Raw genomic sequence first — 19,401 nt, forward strand, 5'->3', positions numbered from 1 at the left:
AACGTACCTTTGGGCACTGACATTCGAAGATTCGGGGCGTCCCTGCCGTCCGGTCTACGCTGGACACATGCGCAGGAACTACGTCGATGCCGTGCGTTCGGTGGTTGGGCTGATCCCGCCCGCACATGTCCTTTCCTACGGGGATGTGGCGGAGATCCTCAGCCAGGGCGGTCCGCGGCAAGTGGGCGCAGTTTTGTCCCGGCACGGAGCGGGGCTGCCCTGGTGGCGCGTGATCCGCGCCGGCGGTGAACCTCCGCGGTGCCACGGCCTGCGGGCCTGGGAGCATTACGCTGCCGAAGGCACCCCGGTGAAGGGGACCCCGGACGACGACGGCGGCGGCTACCGGGTGCGGATGGGCGGGGCCCGGTGGTTCCCCTCGGAAGCGGACTGGGCAGCACTCGAGGCCTTGCGTGCCGGGCTGGCTGAAGCCGGTCCGAAAGTGTCGGCAGGACGTGATGAAGTAGAGGCATGAGCGTAAAACTGCACCTGCTGGGGCCCTCGGCGGCAACTGCACAAACCCCGGAGCTGACCCCGGACCAGCAGGCGGTGGTGGATCTGCCCGCCGGCAGCGGGCCGGTCCTGGTGCTGGGCGCCCCCGGCACCGGCAAATCCACTGTGCTGGTCGAAGCCGCCGCAGCCCGAATCAACCGCGGGCTCGATCCGGCGGGACTGCTGCTGCTGGCCCCCACACGCCTGGCCGCGGCAGCCCTGCGCGATGCGCTCTCCGCCCGGCTGCAGGGCACGCTGAGCACGTCTCCCGCCCGCACCTGGGCTTCCTACGCTTTTGACCTGATCCGGCGCGCCAAGGCGGAAGGCCGCCTGCCCTACCTGACGCGGGCCCCCAAGCTGCTGTCGGGTGCGGAGCAGGACGTCATCATCAAGGAACTTCTGGAAGGACACGGCCAGGAGGGCATTCCTGCCCTGCCCTGGCCGGAGTCACTGGACCTTGCCCTGCCGACGCGGGGCTTCCGGCAGGAAATCCGGCAGCTGTTTGACCGCATCATCGAGTACGGGATCTCGTCGGAAGAGGTTGCCGATCTGGGACGGCGGCACAACCGGCCGGACTGGGTGGCCGCCGCCGCCCTGTACGCGGAATACCGGGATGTCCTGGACATCCGCATGCCGGAGGCCTTTGACCCGGCCGGGATCATCACCACCGCACTGGAAATCCTGGAAGCCGATCCGGAGTTCCTGGCGGCGGAACGCGCCCGGCTGCAGCTCATCCTCGTGGACGACCTGCAGGAGGCCAACCCTGCCATCCATGCTCTGCTGGGTCTGCTCGCCAAGGACAGGGACGCCGTGGTGACCGCCTGCCCGGATACCGTGGTGCAGGGTTTCCGCGGAGCCCGCCCGGATCTGCTGGGCAAGCTTGCATCCACTCTGGGTGAAGGGCTGCAGACCTTCGTCCTGTCCGGCCCGCACCGGCTCACGGGATCGATAGCCTCGGCCTGGCTGCGGACCGCCTCCCGCATTTCAGTGGTCGGGCAGCTTCCCCGGTACCGGGCTGCTGTTCTTCCCGCCGCTGATCTTCCCGTTACCGGGCCGGAGGAACCGGCCGAGGGCGCAGTCCAGGGTGAGGTACCCGCTGACGCGTTGGCTGCGGGCCGGGCCGAGGCCCACGTCGTCGATTCGCCCATGCACGAACTGCGGTACATCGCGCAGCGAATCCTCCAAGCCCAGCTGCTGGACGGGCGGAGGCTGGAGGACATGGCCGTCATCGTGCGCACGGGCGGCCAGCTGGCACGCATTCAGCGCTACCTCAGCGGCCAGGGCATTGACGTGAAGGTTCCTGTGGCGGAGAAGGCAGTGCGCGATGAAGCCGCCGTCCGGCCGCTGCTGGAGGCCTTCGCCGTCGTCCTGAACCCGGACCTGCTGACACCGGAAACTGCGGTCTCGCTGCTCACCTCACGAATCGGCGGTGCCAGCTCCATCGAACTGCGCCGCCTGCGCCAGTCCCTGCGCCGGGAAGAAATGCGCGGCGGAGGCGGACGCACCAGCGACGCACTGCTGGTGGAAGCCCTGACGGACCCGCTCTCACCCAGCGGACTCGCGCTCGCCGGCCTGTCATGGGAAGCACGTGCCGCCCAGCGGCTGGCCGCCATGCTCCGCGCGGGGCGTGCTGCCGCGGACCAGCCCGGAGCCACGGCCGAAACCGTGCTCTGGGCGCTGTGGTCGGTCTCCGGCTGGTCCAAGAAATGGGCCGACGCCGCACTGTCCGGCGGGCCTGGCGGCGCACGGGCGGACCGGGACCTGGACGCCATCATGGCGCTGTTCCAGACTGCCGAACGCTATGTGGACCAGCTGCCCGGTTCCACCCCGGCCCAGTTCCTTGAGTATCTGACCAGCTCAGAGCTGCCCATGGACACCCTGGCTGCCCGGGCCCAGCGCCGTGATGCAGTGGAGCTGCTGACTCCTGCCAGTGCTGCCGGACGCGAATGGCCCATGGTCATTGTTGCCGGCGTCCAGGACGGGGTCTGGCCCAACCTCCGGCTGCGCGGAGAACTGCTGGGCAGCGGGGACCTGGTGGCCGCCATCGAGCACGGCGACGGCTTCGCCAAGCACCGCAGCCCGCAAACTCTGATGCACGCCACCCGGCACGATGAACTGCGGAGCTTTTCCACCGCCGTCTCGCGCGCCCGTGAGCTGCTGATCTGCACGGCGGTGTCCTCCGATGATGAACAACCTTCCCCGTTCCTGGATCTGGTGGAACCCCTTCCGCCGGAAGCTATGAAACGCGAACGCACGGAGGTGCTGCGTCCGCTCACGCTGCGCTCGCTGGTGGCCGAGCTGCGTGCCTATGCCCAGCAGCCTCAGGAGAAACCCGATCTCGCCCGTGAGGCCGTGCATCATCTGGGCACCATGCTCAACCACCCCGTCCGTGTGCCCGGCGCGGCGCCGTCCGAATGGTGGGGGCTGGCACCGCTCTCCACGGACGCCCCGGTGGTTCCGGCGGAAACGCCCATTCCCGTATCGCCGTCCAAGGTCGACGCCGTACTGAAGTCTCCCCTCAGCTGGTTTGTTTCAGCTGCAGGCGGGGAGCAGGCCACCGACTTCGCCCGTTCCCTGGGTACCTTGGTGCATCAGATTGCGCAGGACCTGCCGGACGCTTCCGGCAGCGAATACGTCGCGGAGCTGCAGCGGCGCTGGCCGGCCCTGGGCATGAAGGACAACTGGGAAGGCAAAGTGGATTTCAGGCGTGCCGAAACCATGGTGCGGAAACTCGCCGAATACGTCATTAAGATGCGGCAGGAGGGCCGTTCCCTGGTGGATGTGGAACGGGACTTCGCCGCTGAGCTGCCGGTGGAAATCCGCGGACAGGAACGGACCGCCCTGCTGCGCGGGCAGATCGACCGGCTGGAGATGGACGGCGAGGGCCGGTTGTTCATTGTTGACCTCAAGACCGGTAAATCGGCACCCAAGAAAGATGATCTCAAAGAGCACCCGCAGCTGGCCGCCTATCAGGAGGCCGTGCGGGAGGGTGCAGTAAACCGGGAAAAGCCTGCAGCGGAAGGGGAGGGCCCCGCATCGGAGCCGCCCGCGCCGTCGTCCCTGCCGGGCGGGGCGGCACTTGTCCAGCTGGGCACCACCAGCAAAGGCGTGTCCGTGCAGGAGCAGGAACCGCTGGATCCCGCAGACACCCGGGCGCAGGACATGATCCGGACGGCGGCGGCGCTGATGTCCGATTCCACCTTCGACACCGTGCACGACCCCACCCGCAGCGGTTTCGGCGGCCACGGCTGCCGTCTTCCTGAAATCTGCCCGCTCTGCCCCGAAGGAAAGCAGGTCACTGAATGAGTGCCCCCCTGAGTGAGACCCTGCCCCCCGAGGTCCCCGGTTCCCCCCGGTATTCGGCCCGCGAGTTGGCTGAAATGCTGCACACCGATCCGAAAAGCTCGGTGCAGTACCCCACGGATGACCAGGTCGGCATCATCGAAGCGCCCCTGGAACCGCTGCTTGTCATTGCCGGTGCCGGCTCGGGGAAAACCAAAACCATGGCCGACCGGGTGGTGTGGCTGGTGGCGAACCAGCTCGTGCGCCCGGAACAGATCCTGGGCGTGACCTTTACGCGCAAGGCAGCAGGAGAGCTGGAGACCCGAATCCGGCAGCGCCTTGACCTGCTGCACCGGGTTCTTGCGGTTGGCACCGCGGATCCGGGCCTGATTCCGCCGGGAACCGATCCGGATGAAAGCGCCGACGCCCGCCTGGATCCCACCGTGTCCACGTATCACTCCTATGCGAACGGAATCGTCAACGACTACGGCCTGCGGCTGGGTGTGGAACGGGATTCCGTGATGCTCGGCGGAGCCCAGTCCTGGCAGCTGGCGACCGAGGTGGTCGAGGGGTATGCCGGGGACTTTGAACACTTCACCGCCGCCAAATCCACCCTGGTCAACGGCGTCCTCCAAATGGCCGGCGAATGCGCAGAACATCTGCAGAACCCCGCAGACGTCCGGGAGCACCTGGTCTCGCACCTGGCAGCAGTGTCCGCCCTGCCGTACCAGTACGGCAAAACCAAAGCCGCAACCGCTGCAGTGCAGAAGCTGATGGACCGGCTGCGCACCCGGATTTCCGTTACCGAGCTGGTGGAGAACTACCGCAGGGCCAAGTCGGAGCGCCGGCAGCTGGACTTTGGCGACCTGGTGGAACTTGCCGCCCGGATCGCCGCCACCATCCCCGAAGCCGTGGAGATGGAACGGGCAAAGTACAAGGTAGTGCTGCTGGATGAATTCCAGGACACCTCCCACGCCCAGATGGTGCTGTTCTCCCAGCTGTTCGGCGACGGCCGTGCCGTGACCGCTGTGGGTGATCCGCATCAGTCGATCTACGGTTTCCGGGGCGCATCAGCGGGCCAGCTGGGCACCTTCCGGAACCAGTTCCCCCTGTTCCTGCCCGACGGTTCGCGGGCACTCGCACCGGTGGCCAACCTGTCGGTGGCCTGGCGCAATGCCACTTCCATCTTGGCCACGGCGAACGCCGTCTCGACACCGCTGAATACCATTGCGCCCTGGCTGAAGCAGCAGCGGCTCCCGCAGGTTCCGGAGCTGCAGGCCCGGCCCAAGGCACCGGTCGGCGAGGTGTACCTCGGCCGCTACGTGGCTGACGTTTCCGTGCCTGCACACGGGGAATCCGAGGCAATCCTCGGCGAAGCCGACGCCGTGGCAGAGCAGGTGCTGCAGCACCGGAAACGGCGGTTCGAAACCGATGACGCGGGCAAGGATCTGCAGCCCACCGTGGCGGTCCTCTGCCGCGGCCGCAAACAGTTCGGCCCCATCCGGGAAGCCCTCGAGGCTCGGGGCATCCCGGTGCAGATTGTTGGGTTGGGCGGGTTGCTGTCCACCCCGGAAGTGGTGGATGTTCTGGCAGTCCTGCGGGTCCTCGGCGATCCGGGGCGGTCCGATTCCATGCTGCGGATCCTGGCCGGAGCCCGCTGGAGGATCGGCCCCGCTGATCTGATGGCTTTGGCTGACTGGTCCCGGCACCTGGTCCGGGTCCGGGAACGGGCCATGTCCGTGGCGGACGCTGCGGATGTCCACCGTCCCGATGAGGCGCCGGACGGCACTGAAACCGTGGTGGAGGCAGACATGGCCGAAGCAGGCTCCCTGGTGGAGGCTGTGGACTCCCTGCCGCGGCCGGACTGGGTTTCCAACGCGGGCAGGTCCATCTCCGCAGAAGGGCTGCGCCGGCTGGCGCTGCTGCGCGATGAGCTGCGGGACCTGCGCAGCTATGTCGGAGAAGATCTCACCACGCTGATCGGCGAAGTTGAACGGCGGATCCTGCTGGACATTGAAGTGGCGGCCAAGCCCGGGGTCACCATTCATGAGTCTCGGCGGAACCTGGATGCCTTCATAGACGCCGCCGCGACTTTCAGCTCCTCGAGCGAGCGGGTGGACCTGATGGCCTTCCTGGCATGGCTGGAGGCCGCCAATGAGGAAGAAAACGGCCTTCCGGTGACGCAGCTTGAGGCCAGCCGTGAAGCCGTACAGCTGCTGACTGTTCATGCCTCCAAGGGGCTGGAATGGGACGTAGTGGTCATTCCAGGCCTGAATGAGGGCCAGTTCCCCAATGACCGTGATTCGCGCTGGAGCAGCGGAGAAGGGGCCATTCCCTGGCCGCTGCGCGGAGACGCCCCCGATCTTCCCCAGTGGGACTGGGAACAGGAGGATCAGAAGAGCTGGGTGGACAGCGAGAAGGCCTTCAGTGAAGACGCGCGCGGACATGCCGAGCGCGAGGAACGCCGTCTGGCCTACGTGGCCTTCACCCGGGCCAAGTACGTGCTGATCTGCACCTCGAGCGTGTGGGGAGGGGGACGGTCCAAACCAACTGCGGTCTCGCGCTATCTGCAGGACCTCTACGATCTGGGGGAAGCCGGAGCACCCGGCTTCCGCCTGATGTCCTGGGTGAAGGAGGGCGACGAAGGGGACACCAACCCGGCCAACGCCGATGTCCAGCGCAAAAGCTGGCCCATCGATCCCCTGGGGGAGCGGCGCCCCGGCATGGAGGCAGCCGGGGTTGCCGTACTTGAAGCTGCAGCCCGGCAGACGGCCCGCGTGGGCCAGTCGGAAATTGACATCCTCACCGACGTGGACGGCAGCGCCGGCCAGGCCCCGCATGAGTCCTCCGGGAGTGTGTTTGAACCTACGCGCTGGGCCAAGGAAGTAGAGCTGGTCCTGGCCCGGCACCGCCCCTCGGACGAAGTGGTTGAGGTCGAATTGCCCGCCCACATTTCCGCTTCCCTGCTGGTGGACCTGAAAGATGATCCGGAAGAGGTCACCAGGCAGCTGCGCCGGCCCGTGCCGCGGGAGCCGGGCATGGCAGCACGCAAAGGAACGGCATTCCACGCCTGGGTGGAGGAGTTCTTCGGCACCAGCGGAATGCTGGACATCGATGAGCACCCGGGAGCTGCCGACGCCTACGTGGATGAGGCCTACGAGCTCGATGACATGATTGCCACATTCGAGGCCTCTGCGTGGGCCCGGCGGACTCCGGCCTATATCGAAGTTCCGGTGGAGACACGGGTGGATACCGTGGTGGTGCGCGGACGCATCGACGCAGTCTTCCAGGACGAGGACGGCACCTGGGACCTGATCGACTGGAAAACCGGAGCACCTCCCACGCGGGACAAGGTTGAGGTCCGCTCCGTGCAGCTGGCCGTCTACCGGCTGGCCTGGGCCAGGCTGAAGCAGGTGCCGCTGGAGAAGGTCAATGCGGCGTTCTACTACGTGGCTGCGGACAAACTGATCCGTCCGTTCAACCTGCTGGGCGAAAAGGAGCTTGAGGACATCATCCGCAGGGCCAACTCCGCGGACTCCTAGGGAGCTGCCGGGGCGGCCCGGCCTGGTAGAGGGCGGCCTGTTCGGGGGAGGCCTGCACAGGGCAGGCCGCCCCTACTTCCTCTTCTTCAGCCGCCCTGATTTCTTCGAGAAACCGGATTTCTGCGCCTTGGCCGTGCCGGACTTCCCATTCGGGTCCAGCTCCTGGGTGCCTGCTGCGGCGCTTGAGCCCTCGGATGAAACGGCGACGACGGCGATCGCGCCGGTGTCTGCGGCCTCCGGGGATTCCGAGGCAGGCGCGGCTTCAGCACCGGCCGGATATTCGCCGCCGGACTCAGCGGAGCCTGCCGGGGCGTCATCAATGGGCATGACGCTCACCCGGGTGGACACCGCGCACACCCCCGCGCTTACGGAAGGCCTCTTGGTCGGCGCGGGATGGGTCACGGGCAGCACCACCGAAGGAGCGGCGGCGGACGCGGAAAGAGCAGCAGCGGCACGAATGGCCTCCTCGGCCGCCACCCTTTCTGCTTCGGCGGCTTCGGCGGCGGCCTCAGCGGCGGCTGCCGCTGCTTCCTCCGCCTCAATCTTCTCTGCAGCTTCCTGCTCCAGGATGTCCGCCTCGAGGGTGGCGAGCATTTCCTCGGCCTCGGCAATCATGGTGGAGTTTTCGGCAGCCACGCCGCGCACCAGCCACTGAGCCAGGGCAAACTCCGCGGACAGGGCGGCACGGCGCATCAGGTGCGGGTCCGGCGCTTCCGGGCGGGCCTCGTTGTAGGCAGCATGCACCGCGTCGGTAAAGGCCGGGTCGTTGGCGGCAATCAGCCAGGCGAAGTCGTCGGCGGGGTCTCCGATGCGCAGATCCGTCCAGCCGGTGACGGCGCTGATCCGACCGTGGGAGACGAGCAGGTTGTCCTCATGAAGGTCGCCGTGAACCACGGAGCACTTGAAGCGCCACAGGGTGACGTCTTCCAGGGCATGTTCCCAGCGCCGCAGCAGCACGGCCGGAATCTTGCCCGTGGTGGCGGCCTGGTCCAGCTCGTTGAGCTTGCGCTGCCGGAATTCGTTCGCGGAGTAGCTGGGCAGGTCGGCGTCGTGCACCAGATCATGCGGCAGGCTGTGGATGGCAGCCATCGCCCGGCCCACTTCCCGGGGCAGCGTTCCGTTCTCCGCCACCAGCGAATCAATGTCGCGGGTGGAGCCGGGCAGGTGCGAGTACACAAAGGTGCACAGATCACCCTGCCGGACTGTCCCGGCAACATGCGGGAGGGCAAACGGCAGCTCTGCGCGCACCGCAGGCACAAAGGCCCGGAGCACCAGCAGCTCGGTTTCCAGCCTCATGCTGGCATCAATGTGCTTGGGGGAACGTACCCGCCATTGCTTTCCGGCGTCGTCAACCAGGACAGCGGAGTCAAAGTCCGCGGCATCGTCGGGGGAGCCGGCGACGCCGGTGGGGGCCAGCCCGGAGACGGCGGCGCTGGCCAGTGCGGCCAATTCCATGGGGGTGCGTTTCACATCTTCAACCGTAGAGGTACATGTGGTGCGAATAACCATAGGCTGGCGGCGAGTCGCCGGATGCGTGAGCAATAACTCAGGCTGAGCACGTAGCGGAAGTCCGACTACAGGTTGTTGGCCGCAAGTCAGTACGGTAGAGACATGAGCAGCCCAGCACCGGTAGCAGTTGTACCCCCTCTTGGAATTTTGCCGCTGGCCCGCACAGCGGTGGACCGCGGTTCGGACCGCCGCGTGGCAGCGGACCTGTTCGAGCAGATCCGTGCGAACCCCTCCACACGCGTTATGTACATGGCCGGAGGCAAGGCCCTGATCAGCGACACCGAGGTGGTGCTCGGTTCCGTGGCGCACAGCGGCTTCGGGGAGGTGCCCGTCTATCTGGGCCGCACCCTGGCTGACGCGCAGGAACCGGCCGGCACCGACGTCGTTCTGGTTACCCTGGACGAAGAAGATCCGCTGCTGGAGACCGACGGTGCTCGGTGGGCGTCGCTGCGCGAAGTCGCCGTCCTGCTGGGCGAACTGGATGCGGCCTTGTTTGTCGAAGCCGCCGCCATTTCCAACTGGCACGCAGCCCACACCCACTGCCCCCGCTGCGGTGCCGCCACCGTTCCGGAGCAGGGCGGCTGGGTCCGCCGCTGCCCCGAGGACAACAGCCAGCACTTCCCCCGCACCGACCCGGCCATCATTGTTGCCATCACCGACCCGCAGGACCGCATCCTGCTGGGCTCCGCGGCGGCCTGGAAGGGCAACCGCTACTCAACCCTGGCGGGCTTCGTCGAGCCCGGGGAATCCCTCGAAGCGGCCGTCATCCGCGAGGTCGCCGAAGAATCCGGGCTGACCGTCCACTCGCCGCAGTATCTGGGATCCCAGCCCTGGCCCTTCCCCTGCTCCCTGATGCTGGGCTTCACCGCCCGCACCGAGGATGCAGAAGCCACCCCGGACGGCGTCGAAATCTCCGACGTGCGCTGGTTTACCCGGGAGGAACTGGGAACTGCCGTGGCCAGCGGCGAGATCACCATCGCAGGCGGGATTTCCATCGCCCGGAACCTGATCGAACGCTGGTACGGAGGACCGATCAAGGAACCGGAGCTCGAGGCGCAGGCATGAGCCCAGACTCCGTTGAAGCCCGCATCCTCGGGGGACTGGATGATGAACAGCGTGAAGTAGCCACCTCCCTGACCGGGCCGCTGTGTGTCCTTGCCGGTGCCGGAACCGGCAAGACCCGGGCCATCACGCACCGCATGGCGTACGGCGTGCACACCGGGGTCTACAAGCCCCAGCGCGTGCTGGCAGTGACGTTCACTGCGCGCGCCGCCGCGGAAATGCGTACCCGTCTGCGCGATCTGGGTGCCGGCGGTGTCCAGGCCAAGACGTTCCACGCTGCCGCGCTGAAGCAGCTGCAGTATTTCTGGCCGCAGACCGTGGGCGGGCAGCTTCCGGACCTGCTCAGCCACAAGGCCCAGTTCATTGCCGAAGCAGCCCGGCGCCTGCGGCTCTCCACGGACCGCGCCGCCATCCGCGACGTCGCAGCCGAGATCGAGTGGGCGAAGGTGTCCATGCTGACCCCGGAAAGCTACGTCTCCGCCGCCAAGGGCCGGGACGCTCCGGCAGGTTTTGACCTCATCACCATTTCCCGCATCTTCCAGGCCTATGAAGACGTGAAGGTGGACCGCAACGTCATCGACTTCGAGGACGTCCTGCTGATCACCGTGGGCATCCTCCAGGAAGATGAACGGGTCGCCGCCACGGTGCGGGACCAGTACCGCCACTTCGTGGTGGACGAGTACCAGGATGTGTCCCCGCTCCAGCAGCGGCTCCTGGACCTGTGGCTGGGCGGACGCGACGAACTGTGCGTGGTGGGCGACTCCAGCCAGACCATTTACTCCTTCACCGGCGCAACGTCCAAGCACCTTTTGGGTTTCCCGTCGCGGTTCCCCAACGCCCCTATCGTCAAACTGGTGCGGGACTACCGCTCCACGCCCCAGGTGGTGGGCCTGGCCAACCGGATCCTGGCCGCCCGCACCGCCGAGGGCGAGCGCTCGCGCTTTGCCCCGCCGTGGCCCAAACCGCTGGAACTCATTGCCCAGCGCCCCGCAGGTCCCGAGCCCACGTTTACGGAATGCGCCGACGACGACGCCGAGGCCGCCTCGGTGGCCGAACGCATCAAGGTGCTGATCAAGGACGGCGTGCAGCCCGCGGAGATCGCCATCCTGTTCCGCACCAACGGACAGTCCCAGGCCTATGAACAGGCGTTGGCCACGGCCGGGATCGGCTACCAGCTTCGCGGGGGAGAGCGGTTCTTTGCGCGGCGCGAAGTGCGCGACGCCATGCTGCAGCTGCGCGCTGCATCACGCTCCGTGGGCAACGACCCGGTGCCCCAGCTGGTCCGCGACATCCTGGCCTCCCTGGGCTACACCCCCGAGGCTCCGGCCGGCGGCGGGGCGGTGCGCGAAAAGTGGGAATCGCTGGCGGCACTGGTGTCCCTGGCCGACGAACTCACGACCAACCGCACGCAGGACCCCGACGCGATCTTCACCCTGATGGACTTCGTCGCCGAGCTCGACGAACGTGCCGCCGCCCAGCATGCTCCCACGGTCCAGGGCGTTACGCTGGCATCCCTGCACTCCGCCAAGGGCCTGGAATGGGATGCGGTGTTCCTGGTGGGGCTGAGCGAGGGGCTCATGCCGATTTCCTTTGCCGACACCCCCGAGGCCGTGGATGAAGAGCGGCGCCTGCTGTATGTGGGCATTACCCGTGCCCGGGAACACTTGTGCCTTTCCTGGTCCACGGCACGCACCCCGGGCGGGCGGGCCAACCGCAAACCGTCCCGGTTCCTGGACGGCCTGCGCCCGCAGACCACCCGCGACCTGCAGCGCAGCGCCGCTCCCAAGACACCGGCACGGCGCAAATCCAGCGGTCCGGCCAAGTGCCGCGTTTGCGGAACCCTGCTCACCACCGGTGCCGAGCGCAAGGTGGGCCGGTGCGGGGAATGTCCCGTGACCTACGAAGAGAGCACGTTTGAAGCGCTGCGGGAGTGGCGCAGGGAGGCGGCGTCGGAAGCAGGTATTCCAGCATTCGTGGTGTTCACGGACGCCACCCTGGTGGCGATTGCCGAGGACCGCCCGCCGTCCCTGAACCGGCTGGCCACTCTTCCCGGTGTTGGACCCTCAAAGCTGGAGCGCTACGGCGAGGCCGTGCTGCGGGTGCTGGCGGACAATTAGCCGGGACGCTGGTCCTCGCCCGGGTTCGAGCCGCGGCCGCGTCCGTAGCCCTGGTCCTCTGCGGATTCCGGGTGCCTGCGGTCTTCCAGCGGATGCCCGCCCGCCTGCGTGCGGGCGACGTCGGCGCCGTACGGCGCGCGCGGACGCGGCGGGAGCTCGTCGATGAGCTCGTTCGCAGCATGGGCGAGGATGTCCCGCTGCAGCGGAGGAAGCGATAAAGAGCCGTTGATGTAGGCATCGACTTCGTACTCGCCCACAATGCCGCCGAGACTGACGTACTGCATCCACACATCGGGCACGCACAGCCGGGCGTCGTCGAGCGCTTTCTTGAGCAACTGCCGCTGCTCCGGCTCAACTGCCTCGAAACCCATCTTCTGCCCCTAGCCGCGCTGTCGTTTCCCAACGCTCTTGATGACGTGCCCTGAGACGCTGTGCAGGGAATATCCGCTGCTGCGTCACCGAACATCAAAGACTCCTTCCCCCAAAGGAGTAACCTTTGAGCGCTCCGGGGATGTCCTCCGGATGGATCATGGGGACCGGATCAAGGAGGCGCTCAGCACAAATCTTAACCCGGTCCCGGGTGCCGGGCCAGCTTACGGATACTCATGGTCGTAGATCTTCGTGGCGCTTTGGCCTGCACCGGGTCCCGTGCGACGGGCCCATTCCCCGCACAGCGCGCTGTACCACTCGAGCGCGAAGGCAGATGGATGATCGGAATCCAACTGGTGAAAAACCCGGTCCGTCAGGGCCTGCAGGGTGTGCTGAGGAAGGGCTTCCAGGGCCTCGGTGTCCAGCGGATCCGACGGCAGGTCCATCCACGACAGCGCAGAGGGGCGGTGGGCGGGGAAAAGCTCCTGGTTCACCTGGTGACTCCGCGGGGCCGTCTTCGGTGCTGGGCATTGGGGCAGAAGATCCGGGCATTTCACGAAGAGTTCGGACTTGCCGAAGCCGGTGCCGCTGCGCAGAAAAGCAACAGCTTCCCGTTCGATGTGCCGTGCCCGTGTCAGGTCAACCGTGATCCGGTCCCGGTGGAGAAGGGCAGCGGCTTTTTGAATGATGTTCGGCAGGGCCTGGCAGCTTTCGGCCGTCAGGCAGCCCGATACTTGCAGGACCGCCGCTGCGAGGTCGGCATCAAGCTGGACGAGGACATGCAGTTTGTGTTCCACGGGTCTCCAAAAGAAGAGTTCCTGGGCACACTGCTGAGCCTCTGCTCCTAGGGTAAAGGGCCGAGCTTGGCGGGAACAAATCGGAAGGACGGGCTGCGTCAGAAATCGAAGTGTGTCCGTGGTGCTCGTTCGCCCACTGAGGCCACCAAAAGCGCCGCCAGATCCCGGAGTTTCATGTTGCGGCGGCTGCAGGCGGACCGCAGGATGGTGAAGGCTTCGTCCTGGCCGCAGCGGTTCTGTCCCATCACAATTCCCATGGCCAGATCGATGGTGGTGCGGGACTCCATGGCCGCCCTCAAGTCTGAGGACTGTTCTTCCCTTGATGCCAGGCGTGCGGCGATGCGGAGCGGCTTGAGGATCCGGCGGGCGTACGCCTCGGCGCGGGAAACGGTGCCGGCATCGAACCGGTTTGGCCGGGCCGAGTACAGCGTGAGCCCGGCACATCCTTCGGTATCGAGATTCAGGGGAACGAAGATCAGGGAGCGCACGCCAAGCCGGTGCGCGACGTCGGCGTAGGCACCGCCGGCGGGGTCGTTCCAAAGGTCGGATATGTGCACAGTGGACTCTTGGCTTACGGCTGCTTTCGCCGGTCCCCGGCGAAAGGCATACTCCAGCTTTTCGACGGACGGGGGCGGCTCGCTGCTGAACCCCATGCAGACGGGCTTACGGTCCCGGAGCAGGGCTATGGCGGTGAATATCGGGTCGGTGTCCGTCGAAAAAATCTCTGATGTGAGGACGGCCAGCCGATGCAGGAACTCCGGAACGGCGCAGCTCGAGAGAATGACGTCTTCCAAACGGTCCAGCAAGAAGCTGTCCAGGGTCTCGGATGATCCGGTATGGCTCTCCATCGAATGCCTGACCTCTGTAGGGGTCCCCTGCAGGTGATTCATTTGGTGGTCCTCCCCACCCTCGATGCTATTGCCAAGTTTGCTTATTACTTATCCGGTTAGAATCCAGCACTGGTCCGGGGTAGTCGCCAGAGGAGTCCCAGCCAATGACCGGGCCTGAGCTGCGGAAGTGAATAGTGTTTTTTCATAAGCAGGAACTTCAGTTCAATGCAACGCCGGATAAGCCGGATGTCGTCTACGCAGTCAAGCTACAGGAAGTGCTCGGCGGACAGTACGGTGAAATTACCGCAGCAATGCAGTACGCCTTCCAATGCTGGAATTCGCACCTGCCCGGCAAGTACCAAGATCCATTTTACGGGCATGGATGTTCACCACGCCATTGTGGCCGGCAGAGGCGGCTTGCCGTTGCCCGGCTGTCCCCGCAGGCATCTGACACCATGCACCAGAACAGGTGGACGGCCGCTGCGAAGACGGATGCTCGTAAAAGCGCGCTAGGAAGCCCGGGCCGGGGAACCCTTCTGCTGCAGCCGGCAGCCGCAGCCGGGGTGGAATGAGAGCTTCTTGAACCCGATGTACCCGTCCGCCGACCGCAGCACGAGTACGGCCGACCACACGGCGGGCTGGACCACGCCGTCCAAATAGGCCAGGGCCTGGGCGGCTGCGGTGCCGGCGGCCACAAGCGACCCGGAGGTTTCCTCTCCCTCAGGTGCAGTCTCGGCCGATTGCCGGTTGAGGGCGTCCGCGGCGGAGTACCAGGTGGTGTCGCCGTCGGCCAGTTGCCGTTCCAGGCACTCCAGGCAGGGGGTCAGCCCCGGTACAACAAGCGGACCCACGTCCACCCCGGTTTCCTGGACGGTGACGGTCAACAGCGGATGCTCCCGTGCCGGCACGCCTTCCCTCCGTCCGGCCAGGGGCGGGTTTCCCACGCAAATGGCCAGATCCAGGTGCATGGTCTGCACGCCGGGACGCCGGACTGGATTGGTCAGGACCTGGACCGTGGGATCCACCCGGTAAATGTGGCGTTTGACGGCCTCGGCCCTGCCCATGCCCAGATCGGTGAGGGAATAAGCGGGTCCAAGGTCTGAGGGGAGGACTGTCCCGGGGTCCGAGAGCATCAGCGTGCCCACCCCTCCTGAGGCAAGGGTGCGGGCGAGCAGCGCTCCGGTGCGGCCCAGCCCGCTGACTTCAACGGCGGCGCGGGCACGGCGCCGGATAAGCGCGGAACCGTTCACTGAGTACGCTGCCGACAGCCGGTCAGCGTCCGCGGCGAGGCGTTCGGCCCGCAGTGCCGGCACCGGTGCTTCGCCCGGTTCCGGTGCATCCGGAAAGGGCAGCAGGACCGGGGAGAGGGCCTGTGTCAGGGCGTGTGCCCGCTGCGGAGGAACGGCGCACCGGCGGGCCTCGGCGGCCTCCGCTCCGTCACTGAGTCCGGCGCGCAGGGCGGCAAGGAACGCAAGATCGCTTTCCTGCAGTCCGCGCAGGATCAGGGCGTTGGGCCCCAGTCCGTACTGCCGGATTGAGTCTGAAACCTCCAGCACATGAAGTCCGGGATTGATCCGCATGGAAACCTCCAAAGTGGAAATCCGCTCTGCAGCAGGCGGGAGGGGCCTGCTGAGCCATCTTGGCACGCGTTCCGGAGCGGGCGTGTGGTTATCCACAGGTGCCCGGGTCCGCCGTCGCCTCGCCTAGGGTTAAGTCATGTCTTCGCAAGATGCACCCCGCTCGGCACAACGCAGGCTCCACCCCGGAGGGAGTGCGGTGCCGTCGGTTACCAGCACCGGCATCCCCATCGAAGTGCGCCGGTCGGCCAAGCGCCGGCGTACGGTGAACGCCGCCTTCCGGGATGGAAAGGCAGTCATTTCGATTCCGGGCCACTTCACGAAGGCCCAGGAAGCGGAATGGGTCTCTCGCATGGTGATGCGCCTGGAGCAGCGCACGGCTCCGGCACGGTTGCCCGACCCAAAGGACCGTGCCGGCGAACTTGCCGAGCGCGCGGCTGAATTATCCCGGCAGTATCTGGGCGGGGCTGCCCGGCCGTTATCGGTGCGTTGGGTGAGCAACCAGAATTCGCGCTGGGGTTCCGCCACACCGGCCCGCGGCACCATCCGGTTGTCGGACAAGCTGCAGGGAATGCCCGGCTGGGTGGTGGACTATGTGCTGCTGCACGAACTGGCACACCTGATCGAAGCGTCCCATTCAGCCGCGTTTTGGCGGTTGCTGGAGGCCTATCCGCAGACCGAAACAGCGAAGGCCTACCTCCAGGGGGCGGCCTTTGCCTCCGCACGCGGACTGGAAGGCACCATGCAGGAGGATCAGGGCGCAGAAGAGACGGGAGCAGAAGAGACGGGTGCAGAAGAGCCGGGCGACTAGCTTTCGCTCGCCGCCCGGCTCCTCACACAGCGCACCCGTCCGGGAGCGGTTAGGGCTTGGGGGTCTCGCCCTCGCCGGACGGGTTTCCGTCTTCGCCGTTATCCAGGTCCTCGTTCGAGCCCTCTTCCGGTGTTTCCCCGGAGGCGGCCGGATCTTCGGCGGGGGTGTCGAAACCGCCCTCAAGCAGGCGCTGCAGCGCCGCATCGACGTCGGAATCCGACGCCTCCAACAGCTCGCGCCGCTTGCTGAAGCCCTGGGGATCATCCAGGTCCTTGGACGTGGGCATCAGGTCCGGGTGCTCCCAGACGGCGTCGCGTCCTTCGATGCCCCGTTCCTCACGCAGCTGCGACCACAGAGCTGCGGCATCCCGGAGCCGGCGCGGGCGAAGCTCAAGGCCCACCAGGGAGGAGAAGGTGTGCTCGGCGGGTCCGCCGCTGGCACGGCGGCGGCGGATCATCTCCCGCAGGGCGCCGGCGGAGGGCAGATTCACGGTGGCGGCGGCGGTGACCTCGTCCACCCAGCCCTCCACCAGGGCCAGCGCTGTTTCAAGGCGCTCCAGCGCCGCATCCTGGGCCGGGGTGCGCTCCGGCTGGAACACTCCGCCGGACAGGGCTTCCTGAATGGATTCCGGATTGGACGGGTCCAGATCCCGGGCCACTTCTTCAATCTTGGAAATGTCGATGTGGATTCCGCGGGCGTAGCTTTCAATGGCACCGAAAAGATGCGCAGCCAGCCAGGGGGCGTGGGTGAAGAGCCTGGCGTGGGCGGCTTCCCGAACGGCAAGGTACAACCGGATTTCAGTCTCGGGGATGTCCAGGCCTTCGCCGAACTTGGCGACGTTTGCAGGCAGCAGCGCCATGGTTCCGCCCGCCAGCGGAAGGCCTATGTCGGTTGAGCTGACAACCTCTTTGGAGAGGGCGCCCACGGCCTGGCCCAGCTGGATACCGAACATGGCGCCGCCCATGTTAGCGAGCATCGAGGATGCTCCGCCCATCATGGTCTTCATTTCTTCGGGCATCTGGGTGCTGATCGCATCGGAGAGGGCCTGCGAAATGCTCACCGCAACCGGTTCCGTCAGCCTCTTCCAAGAATCCATGGTGGCTTCCACCCATTCGGCCCGGCTCCACGCCTGGCCCAGCGCGGAAGTCGACGCGAAGTCGGTGACCGGATCCAGCCAGAGCTGCGCGATGTGCAGGGCTTCATCCACTTCGCGGCGCTGCGCCGGCAGCACCGAGGGGTCGCTGTCGCTTGCCGCGACGCGGCGCGCGTTGTCCTTGGCGAGCTGCCAGTTGACGGGGCCTTCCGACGGAGCGCTGAACATGGCCTGCACCTGCTGGAAGATCATCGCCATTGCGTTGGGGTCGGAGGGCAGGCCAGCGGCCTTGGCCAGGTCCTGCGGATCCATACCGCCGGCACCCGCTCCGCCGAAGAGCCGGGCAAGCATCTCAGAAAGCGGATCCTGGGGTGTGTCCCCGGAGTCGGAAGGGTTGGAGCTCATGGATACCACCGGTCCTGTGGAAGATTGACGTGCATTGCGCGGTGCAGAAACCCGCCGTCGGGCGGGGGCAGCTGCTCCGGATCATGGACCGCTGGAAGGCGGCCTTGGTTTCCTTACGTTACCGGCCCGCCGGGATGCCTGTCCTGCATTCCCGGTTACGTTCGCTGTTGGCAAAGCGCTCAGGGAGCGCCCTGCCCCGCCCGTCCGGGCATCCCGGACGGTAGGCTGGTGCCAGTGTTCGCCGTGTCGGCCCCTGCAGGCTGCCGCGGATCCCGCCTCAGAAAAGGGTAGGCCGCTTGCGCCCCTCAAATAATCCGCATGATCCCTCTGCCGCGGGCGCCCCTGCTCCGCTGCAGCCCCGTCCCTCCCGCCGTAGGTCCAGCCCGCGGTCGCGTGCGCTGGTGGTTTCGGGGGCGCTGACCCTGGCGCTGGGCGCCGTCGCCGTGTTCCTGCCCGCACCGTATGTAGTGGAGGCGCCCGGACCCACCTTCAACACGGTGGGAACAGTGCAAACGGGAGACGGTGAAGACTCCCCCCTTATCAATATTGAAGGGGCCACCACCTATCCCACCGACGGTGAGCTTGACCTGACCACCGTCTATGTTTCAGGAGGCCCGGGCAGTGCCATGAGTTTCCTTCAGGCCGTCGGCGCCTGGCTGGATGCGGAAGACGCCGTCGTTCCCGAGGAATTCCTGTACCCGCGCGGAACAACGGGCGAAGACGTGGACCAGCAAAATGCAGCGGCCATGACTTCATCGCAGGAAGCCGCCGTCGCTGCAGCTCTGCGTGAACTGGATGTTCCCTTCACGGAGGAGCTCGCCGTGGCGGACCTGGTGGAAGGCTCGCCGGCCGCCGGAGTGCTGCAGGCCGGAGACACCCTGGTGCGAATCGGAAACACGAACATTGACGGGATTGACACCCTCCGCGCGGAACTGCAGGACAACGGCGGCGAACCGGTCCAGGTCACGTACCGCCGGGACGGCGCGGAAGCAACGGGGGAGATCACCCCGGTGCTGGGGGACACCGGTTCCTACCAGCTAGGAATCTTCCTCGCGACGACTTTCGATTTTCCCTTCGACGTCACTATTGCCCTGGACAACGTGGGCGGTCCGTCCGCTGGCATGATGTTTGCCCTGGGCATCATCGACCGGATGACTCCCGGAGATCTGACCGGCGGAAAGCACTTTGCGGGCACCGGCACCATCGATTCCGCCGGTAACGTTGGCGCCATCGGCGGCATAGCGCAGAAGATGGTGGGCGCGTCCGACGCCGGTGCCGACTTTTTCCTCGCACCGGCGGACAATTGCGGTGAAGTCGTGGGGCATATCCCGGACGGGCTGGACGTCATCAGGGTGGCTACCCTTGACGAAGCACGCACCGCCGTTGAAGCGTTGGCTTCGGGATCCGACCCGGCGGGGCTGGCCCAGTGCGCAAGCTAGTCTCAGCAGACCGCTTGCTGCGCGCGCGGCGGGGGCTCCGAAAGGCTGCCGCCGCGCCGCGCCGCCCATCACGATCCTG

At 66.6% G+C, this 19,401-nt stretch carries 14 protein-coding genes and 1 pseudogene; 9 read left to right on the forward strand and 6 right to left on the reverse strand.

Features of this window, described 5'->3' with window-relative positions; genetic code table 11:
* The first annotated feature begins 67 nt into the window (after positions 1–67).
* From AC4D2W_RS09155 to AC4D2W_RS09165, 3 genes are read left to right on the forward strand one after another with little or no spacing between them, the layout of a single operon-like run.
* Positions 68–472 carry an MGMT family protein gene (locus AC4D2W_RS09155; RefSeq protein ID WP_490926572.1) on the forward strand — a complete coding sequence of 135 codons (405 nt, stop codon included), beginning with the start codon at positions 68–70 and terminating at the stop codon, positions 470–472.
* A complete protein-coding gene (locus AC4D2W_RS09160; RefSeq protein WP_490926573.1) occupies positions 469–3,795 on the forward strand; it encodes an ATP-dependent helicase in 3,327 nt (1,108 codons plus the stop codon). The genes AC4D2W_RS09155 and AC4D2W_RS09160 overlap by 4 nt, the downstream gene beginning before the upstream one ends.
* The gene (locus tag AC4D2W_RS09165; RefSeq protein WP_490926574.1) at positions 3,792–7,313 is read left to right on the forward strand and encodes an ATP-dependent helicase; all 3,522 of its coding nucleotides are present in this window, start codon (positions 3,792–3,794) and stop codon (positions 7,311–7,313) included. The genes AC4D2W_RS09160 and AC4D2W_RS09165 overlap by 4 nt, the downstream gene beginning before the upstream one ends.
* Positions 7,314–7,385: 72 nt before the next feature.
* Here the strand turns inward: AC4D2W_RS09165 and AC4D2W_RS09170 are convergent, their stop codons facing one another.
* A complete protein-coding gene (locus tag AC4D2W_RS09170; RefSeq protein WP_490926576.1) occupies positions 7,386–8,783 on the reverse strand; it encodes a macrolide 2'-phosphotransferase in 1,398 nt (465 codons plus the stop codon).
* Positions 8,784–8,924: 141 nt separating this feature from the next.
* Between AC4D2W_RS09170 and nudC the strand changes: the two genes are divergently transcribed.
* Together nudC and AC4D2W_RS09180 are read left to right on the forward strand one after the other, a co-directional pair.
* Positions 8,925–9,887 carry an NAD(+) diphosphatase gene (gene nudC, locus AC4D2W_RS09175; protein WP_490926577.1) on the forward strand — a complete coding sequence of 321 codons (963 nt, stop codon included), beginning with the start codon at positions 8,925–8,927 and terminating at the stop codon, positions 9,885–9,887.
* On the forward strand, positions 9,884–12,001 hold the full coding sequence (locus tag AC4D2W_RS09180; RefSeq protein ID WP_490926579.1) for an ATP-dependent DNA helicase UvrD2: 2,118 nt from the start codon (positions 9,884–9,886) through the stop codon (positions 11,999–12,001). Before nudC ends, AC4D2W_RS09180 begins: the two co-directional genes overlap by 4 nt.
* Here the strand turns inward: AC4D2W_RS09180 and AC4D2W_RS09185 are convergent.
* Both AC4D2W_RS09185 and AC4D2W_RS09190 read right to left on the reverse strand, forming a co-directional pair.
* Positions 11,998–12,372, reverse strand: coding sequence for a hypothetical protein (locus AC4D2W_RS09185; protein ID WP_490926580.1), 375 nt, complete (start codon positions 12,370–12,372; stop codon positions 11,998–12,000). The genes AC4D2W_RS09180 and AC4D2W_RS09185 overlap by 4 nt on opposite strands.
* Positions 12,373–12,594: 222 nt before the next feature.
* Positions 12,595–12,864, reverse strand: coding sequence for a hypothetical protein (locus AC4D2W_RS09190; protein ID WP_490926582.1), 270 nt, complete (start codon positions 12,862–12,864; stop codon positions 12,595–12,597).
* 36 nt (positions 12,865–12,900) lie between these two features.
* Between AC4D2W_RS09190 and AC4D2W_RS09195 the strand changes: the two genes are divergently transcribed.
* Positions 12,901–13,218 carry a hypothetical protein gene (locus AC4D2W_RS09195; protein WP_490926583.1) on the forward strand — a complete coding sequence of 106 codons (318 nt, stop codon included), beginning with the start codon at positions 12,901–12,903 and terminating at the stop codon, positions 13,216–13,218.
* A gap of 47 nt (positions 13,219–13,265) precedes the next feature.
* Here AC4D2W_RS09195 and AC4D2W_RS09200 read toward each other — a convergent pair whose 3' ends face one another.
* Positions 13,266–14,015 (reverse strand): ANTAR domain-containing protein, encoded by a 750-nt coding sequence (locus tag AC4D2W_RS09200; protein WP_490926584.1) that lies wholly within the window; start codon positions 14,013–14,015, stop codon positions 13,266–13,268.
* A 176-nt stretch (positions 14,016–14,191) separates the two neighbouring features.
* Here AC4D2W_RS09200 and AC4D2W_RS09205 point away from each other — a divergent pair.
* Positions 14,192–14,380 (forward strand): annotated as a pseudogene (locus AC4D2W_RS09205) (manganese catalase family protein); the annotation flags it as partial.
* Between the two features lie 126 nt (positions 14,381–14,506).
* On the opposite strand, the gene AC4D2W_RS09210 reads toward AC4D2W_RS09205, so the two are convergent.
* A complete protein-coding gene (locus AC4D2W_RS09210; protein WP_490926585.1) occupies positions 14,507–15,577 on the reverse strand; it encodes a ThiF family adenylyltransferase in 1,071 nt (356 codons plus the stop codon).
* Between the two features lie 136 nt (positions 15,578–15,713).
* Between AC4D2W_RS09210 and AC4D2W_RS09215 the strand changes: the two genes are divergently transcribed.
* Positions 15,714–16,385, forward strand: coding sequence for a M48 metallopeptidase family protein (locus AC4D2W_RS09215; RefSeq protein WP_490926586.1), 672 nt, complete (start codon positions 15,714–15,716; stop codon positions 16,383–16,385).
* A gap of 49 nt (positions 16,386–16,434) precedes the next feature.
* On the opposite strand, the gene AC4D2W_RS09220 is transcribed toward AC4D2W_RS09215, so the two are convergent.
* Positions 16,435–17,883, reverse strand: coding sequence for a zinc-dependent metalloprotease (locus AC4D2W_RS09220; RefSeq protein WP_490926587.1), 1,449 nt, complete (start codon positions 17,881–17,883; stop codon positions 16,435–16,437).
* 296 nt (positions 17,884–18,179) lie between these two features.
* On the opposite strand from AC4D2W_RS09220, the gene AC4D2W_RS09225 reads away from it, so the two are divergent.
* Positions 18,180–19,322, forward strand: a complete 1,143-nt coding sequence (locus tag AC4D2W_RS09225; protein WP_490926588.1) for a YlbL family protein — start codon at positions 18,180–18,182, stop codon at positions 19,320–19,322.
* Positions 19,323–19,401: the final 79 nt, after the last annotated feature.

The sequence above is a fragment of the Arthrobacter sp. TJ-58 genome (assembly GCF_058269295.1).

What these genes read in the sequence shown, in the direction of transcription:
- AC4D2W_RS09155 (WP_490926572.1), top strand. Translation starts at nt 68, where the DNA reads ATGCGCAGGAACTACGTCGATGCCGTGCGTTCGGTGGTTGGGCTGATC.
- AC4D2W_RS09160 (WP_490926573.1), top strand. Translation starts at nt 469, where the DNA reads ATGAGCGTAAAACTGCACCTGCTGGGGCCCTCGGCGGCAACTGCACAA.
- AC4D2W_RS09165 (WP_490926574.1), top strand. Translation starts at nt 3,792, where the DNA reads ATGAGTGCCCCCCTGAGTGAGACCCTGCCCCCCGAGGTCCCCGGTTCC.
- nudC (WP_490926577.1), top strand. Translation starts at nt 8,925, where the DNA reads ATGAGCAGCCCAGCACCGGTAGCAGTTGTACCCCCTCTTGGAATTTTG.
- AC4D2W_RS09180 (WP_490926579.1), top strand. Translation starts at nt 9,884, where the DNA reads ATGAGCCCAGACTCCGTTGAAGCCCGCATCCTCGGGGGACTGGATGAT.
- AC4D2W_RS09185 (WP_490926580.1), bottom strand. Translation starts at nt 12,372, where the DNA reads ATGGGTTTCGAGGCAGTTGAGCCGGAGCAGCGGCAGTTGCTCAAGAAA.
- AC4D2W_RS09200 (WP_490926584.1), bottom strand. Translation starts at nt 14,015, where the DNA reads ATGGAGAGCCATACCGGATCATCCGAGACCCTGGACAGCTTCTTGCTG.
- AC4D2W_RS09210 (WP_490926585.1), bottom strand. Translation starts at nt 15,577, where the DNA reads ATGCGGATCAATCCCGGACTTCATGTGCTGGAGGTTTCAGACTCAATC.
- AC4D2W_RS09215 (WP_490926586.1), top strand. Translation starts at nt 15,714, where the DNA reads ATGTCTTCGCAAGATGCACCCCGCTCGGCACAACGCAGGCTCCACCCC.
- AC4D2W_RS09220 (WP_490926587.1), bottom strand. Translation starts at nt 17,883, where the DNA reads ATGAGCTCCAACCCTTCCGACTCCGGGGACACACCCCAGGATCCGCTT.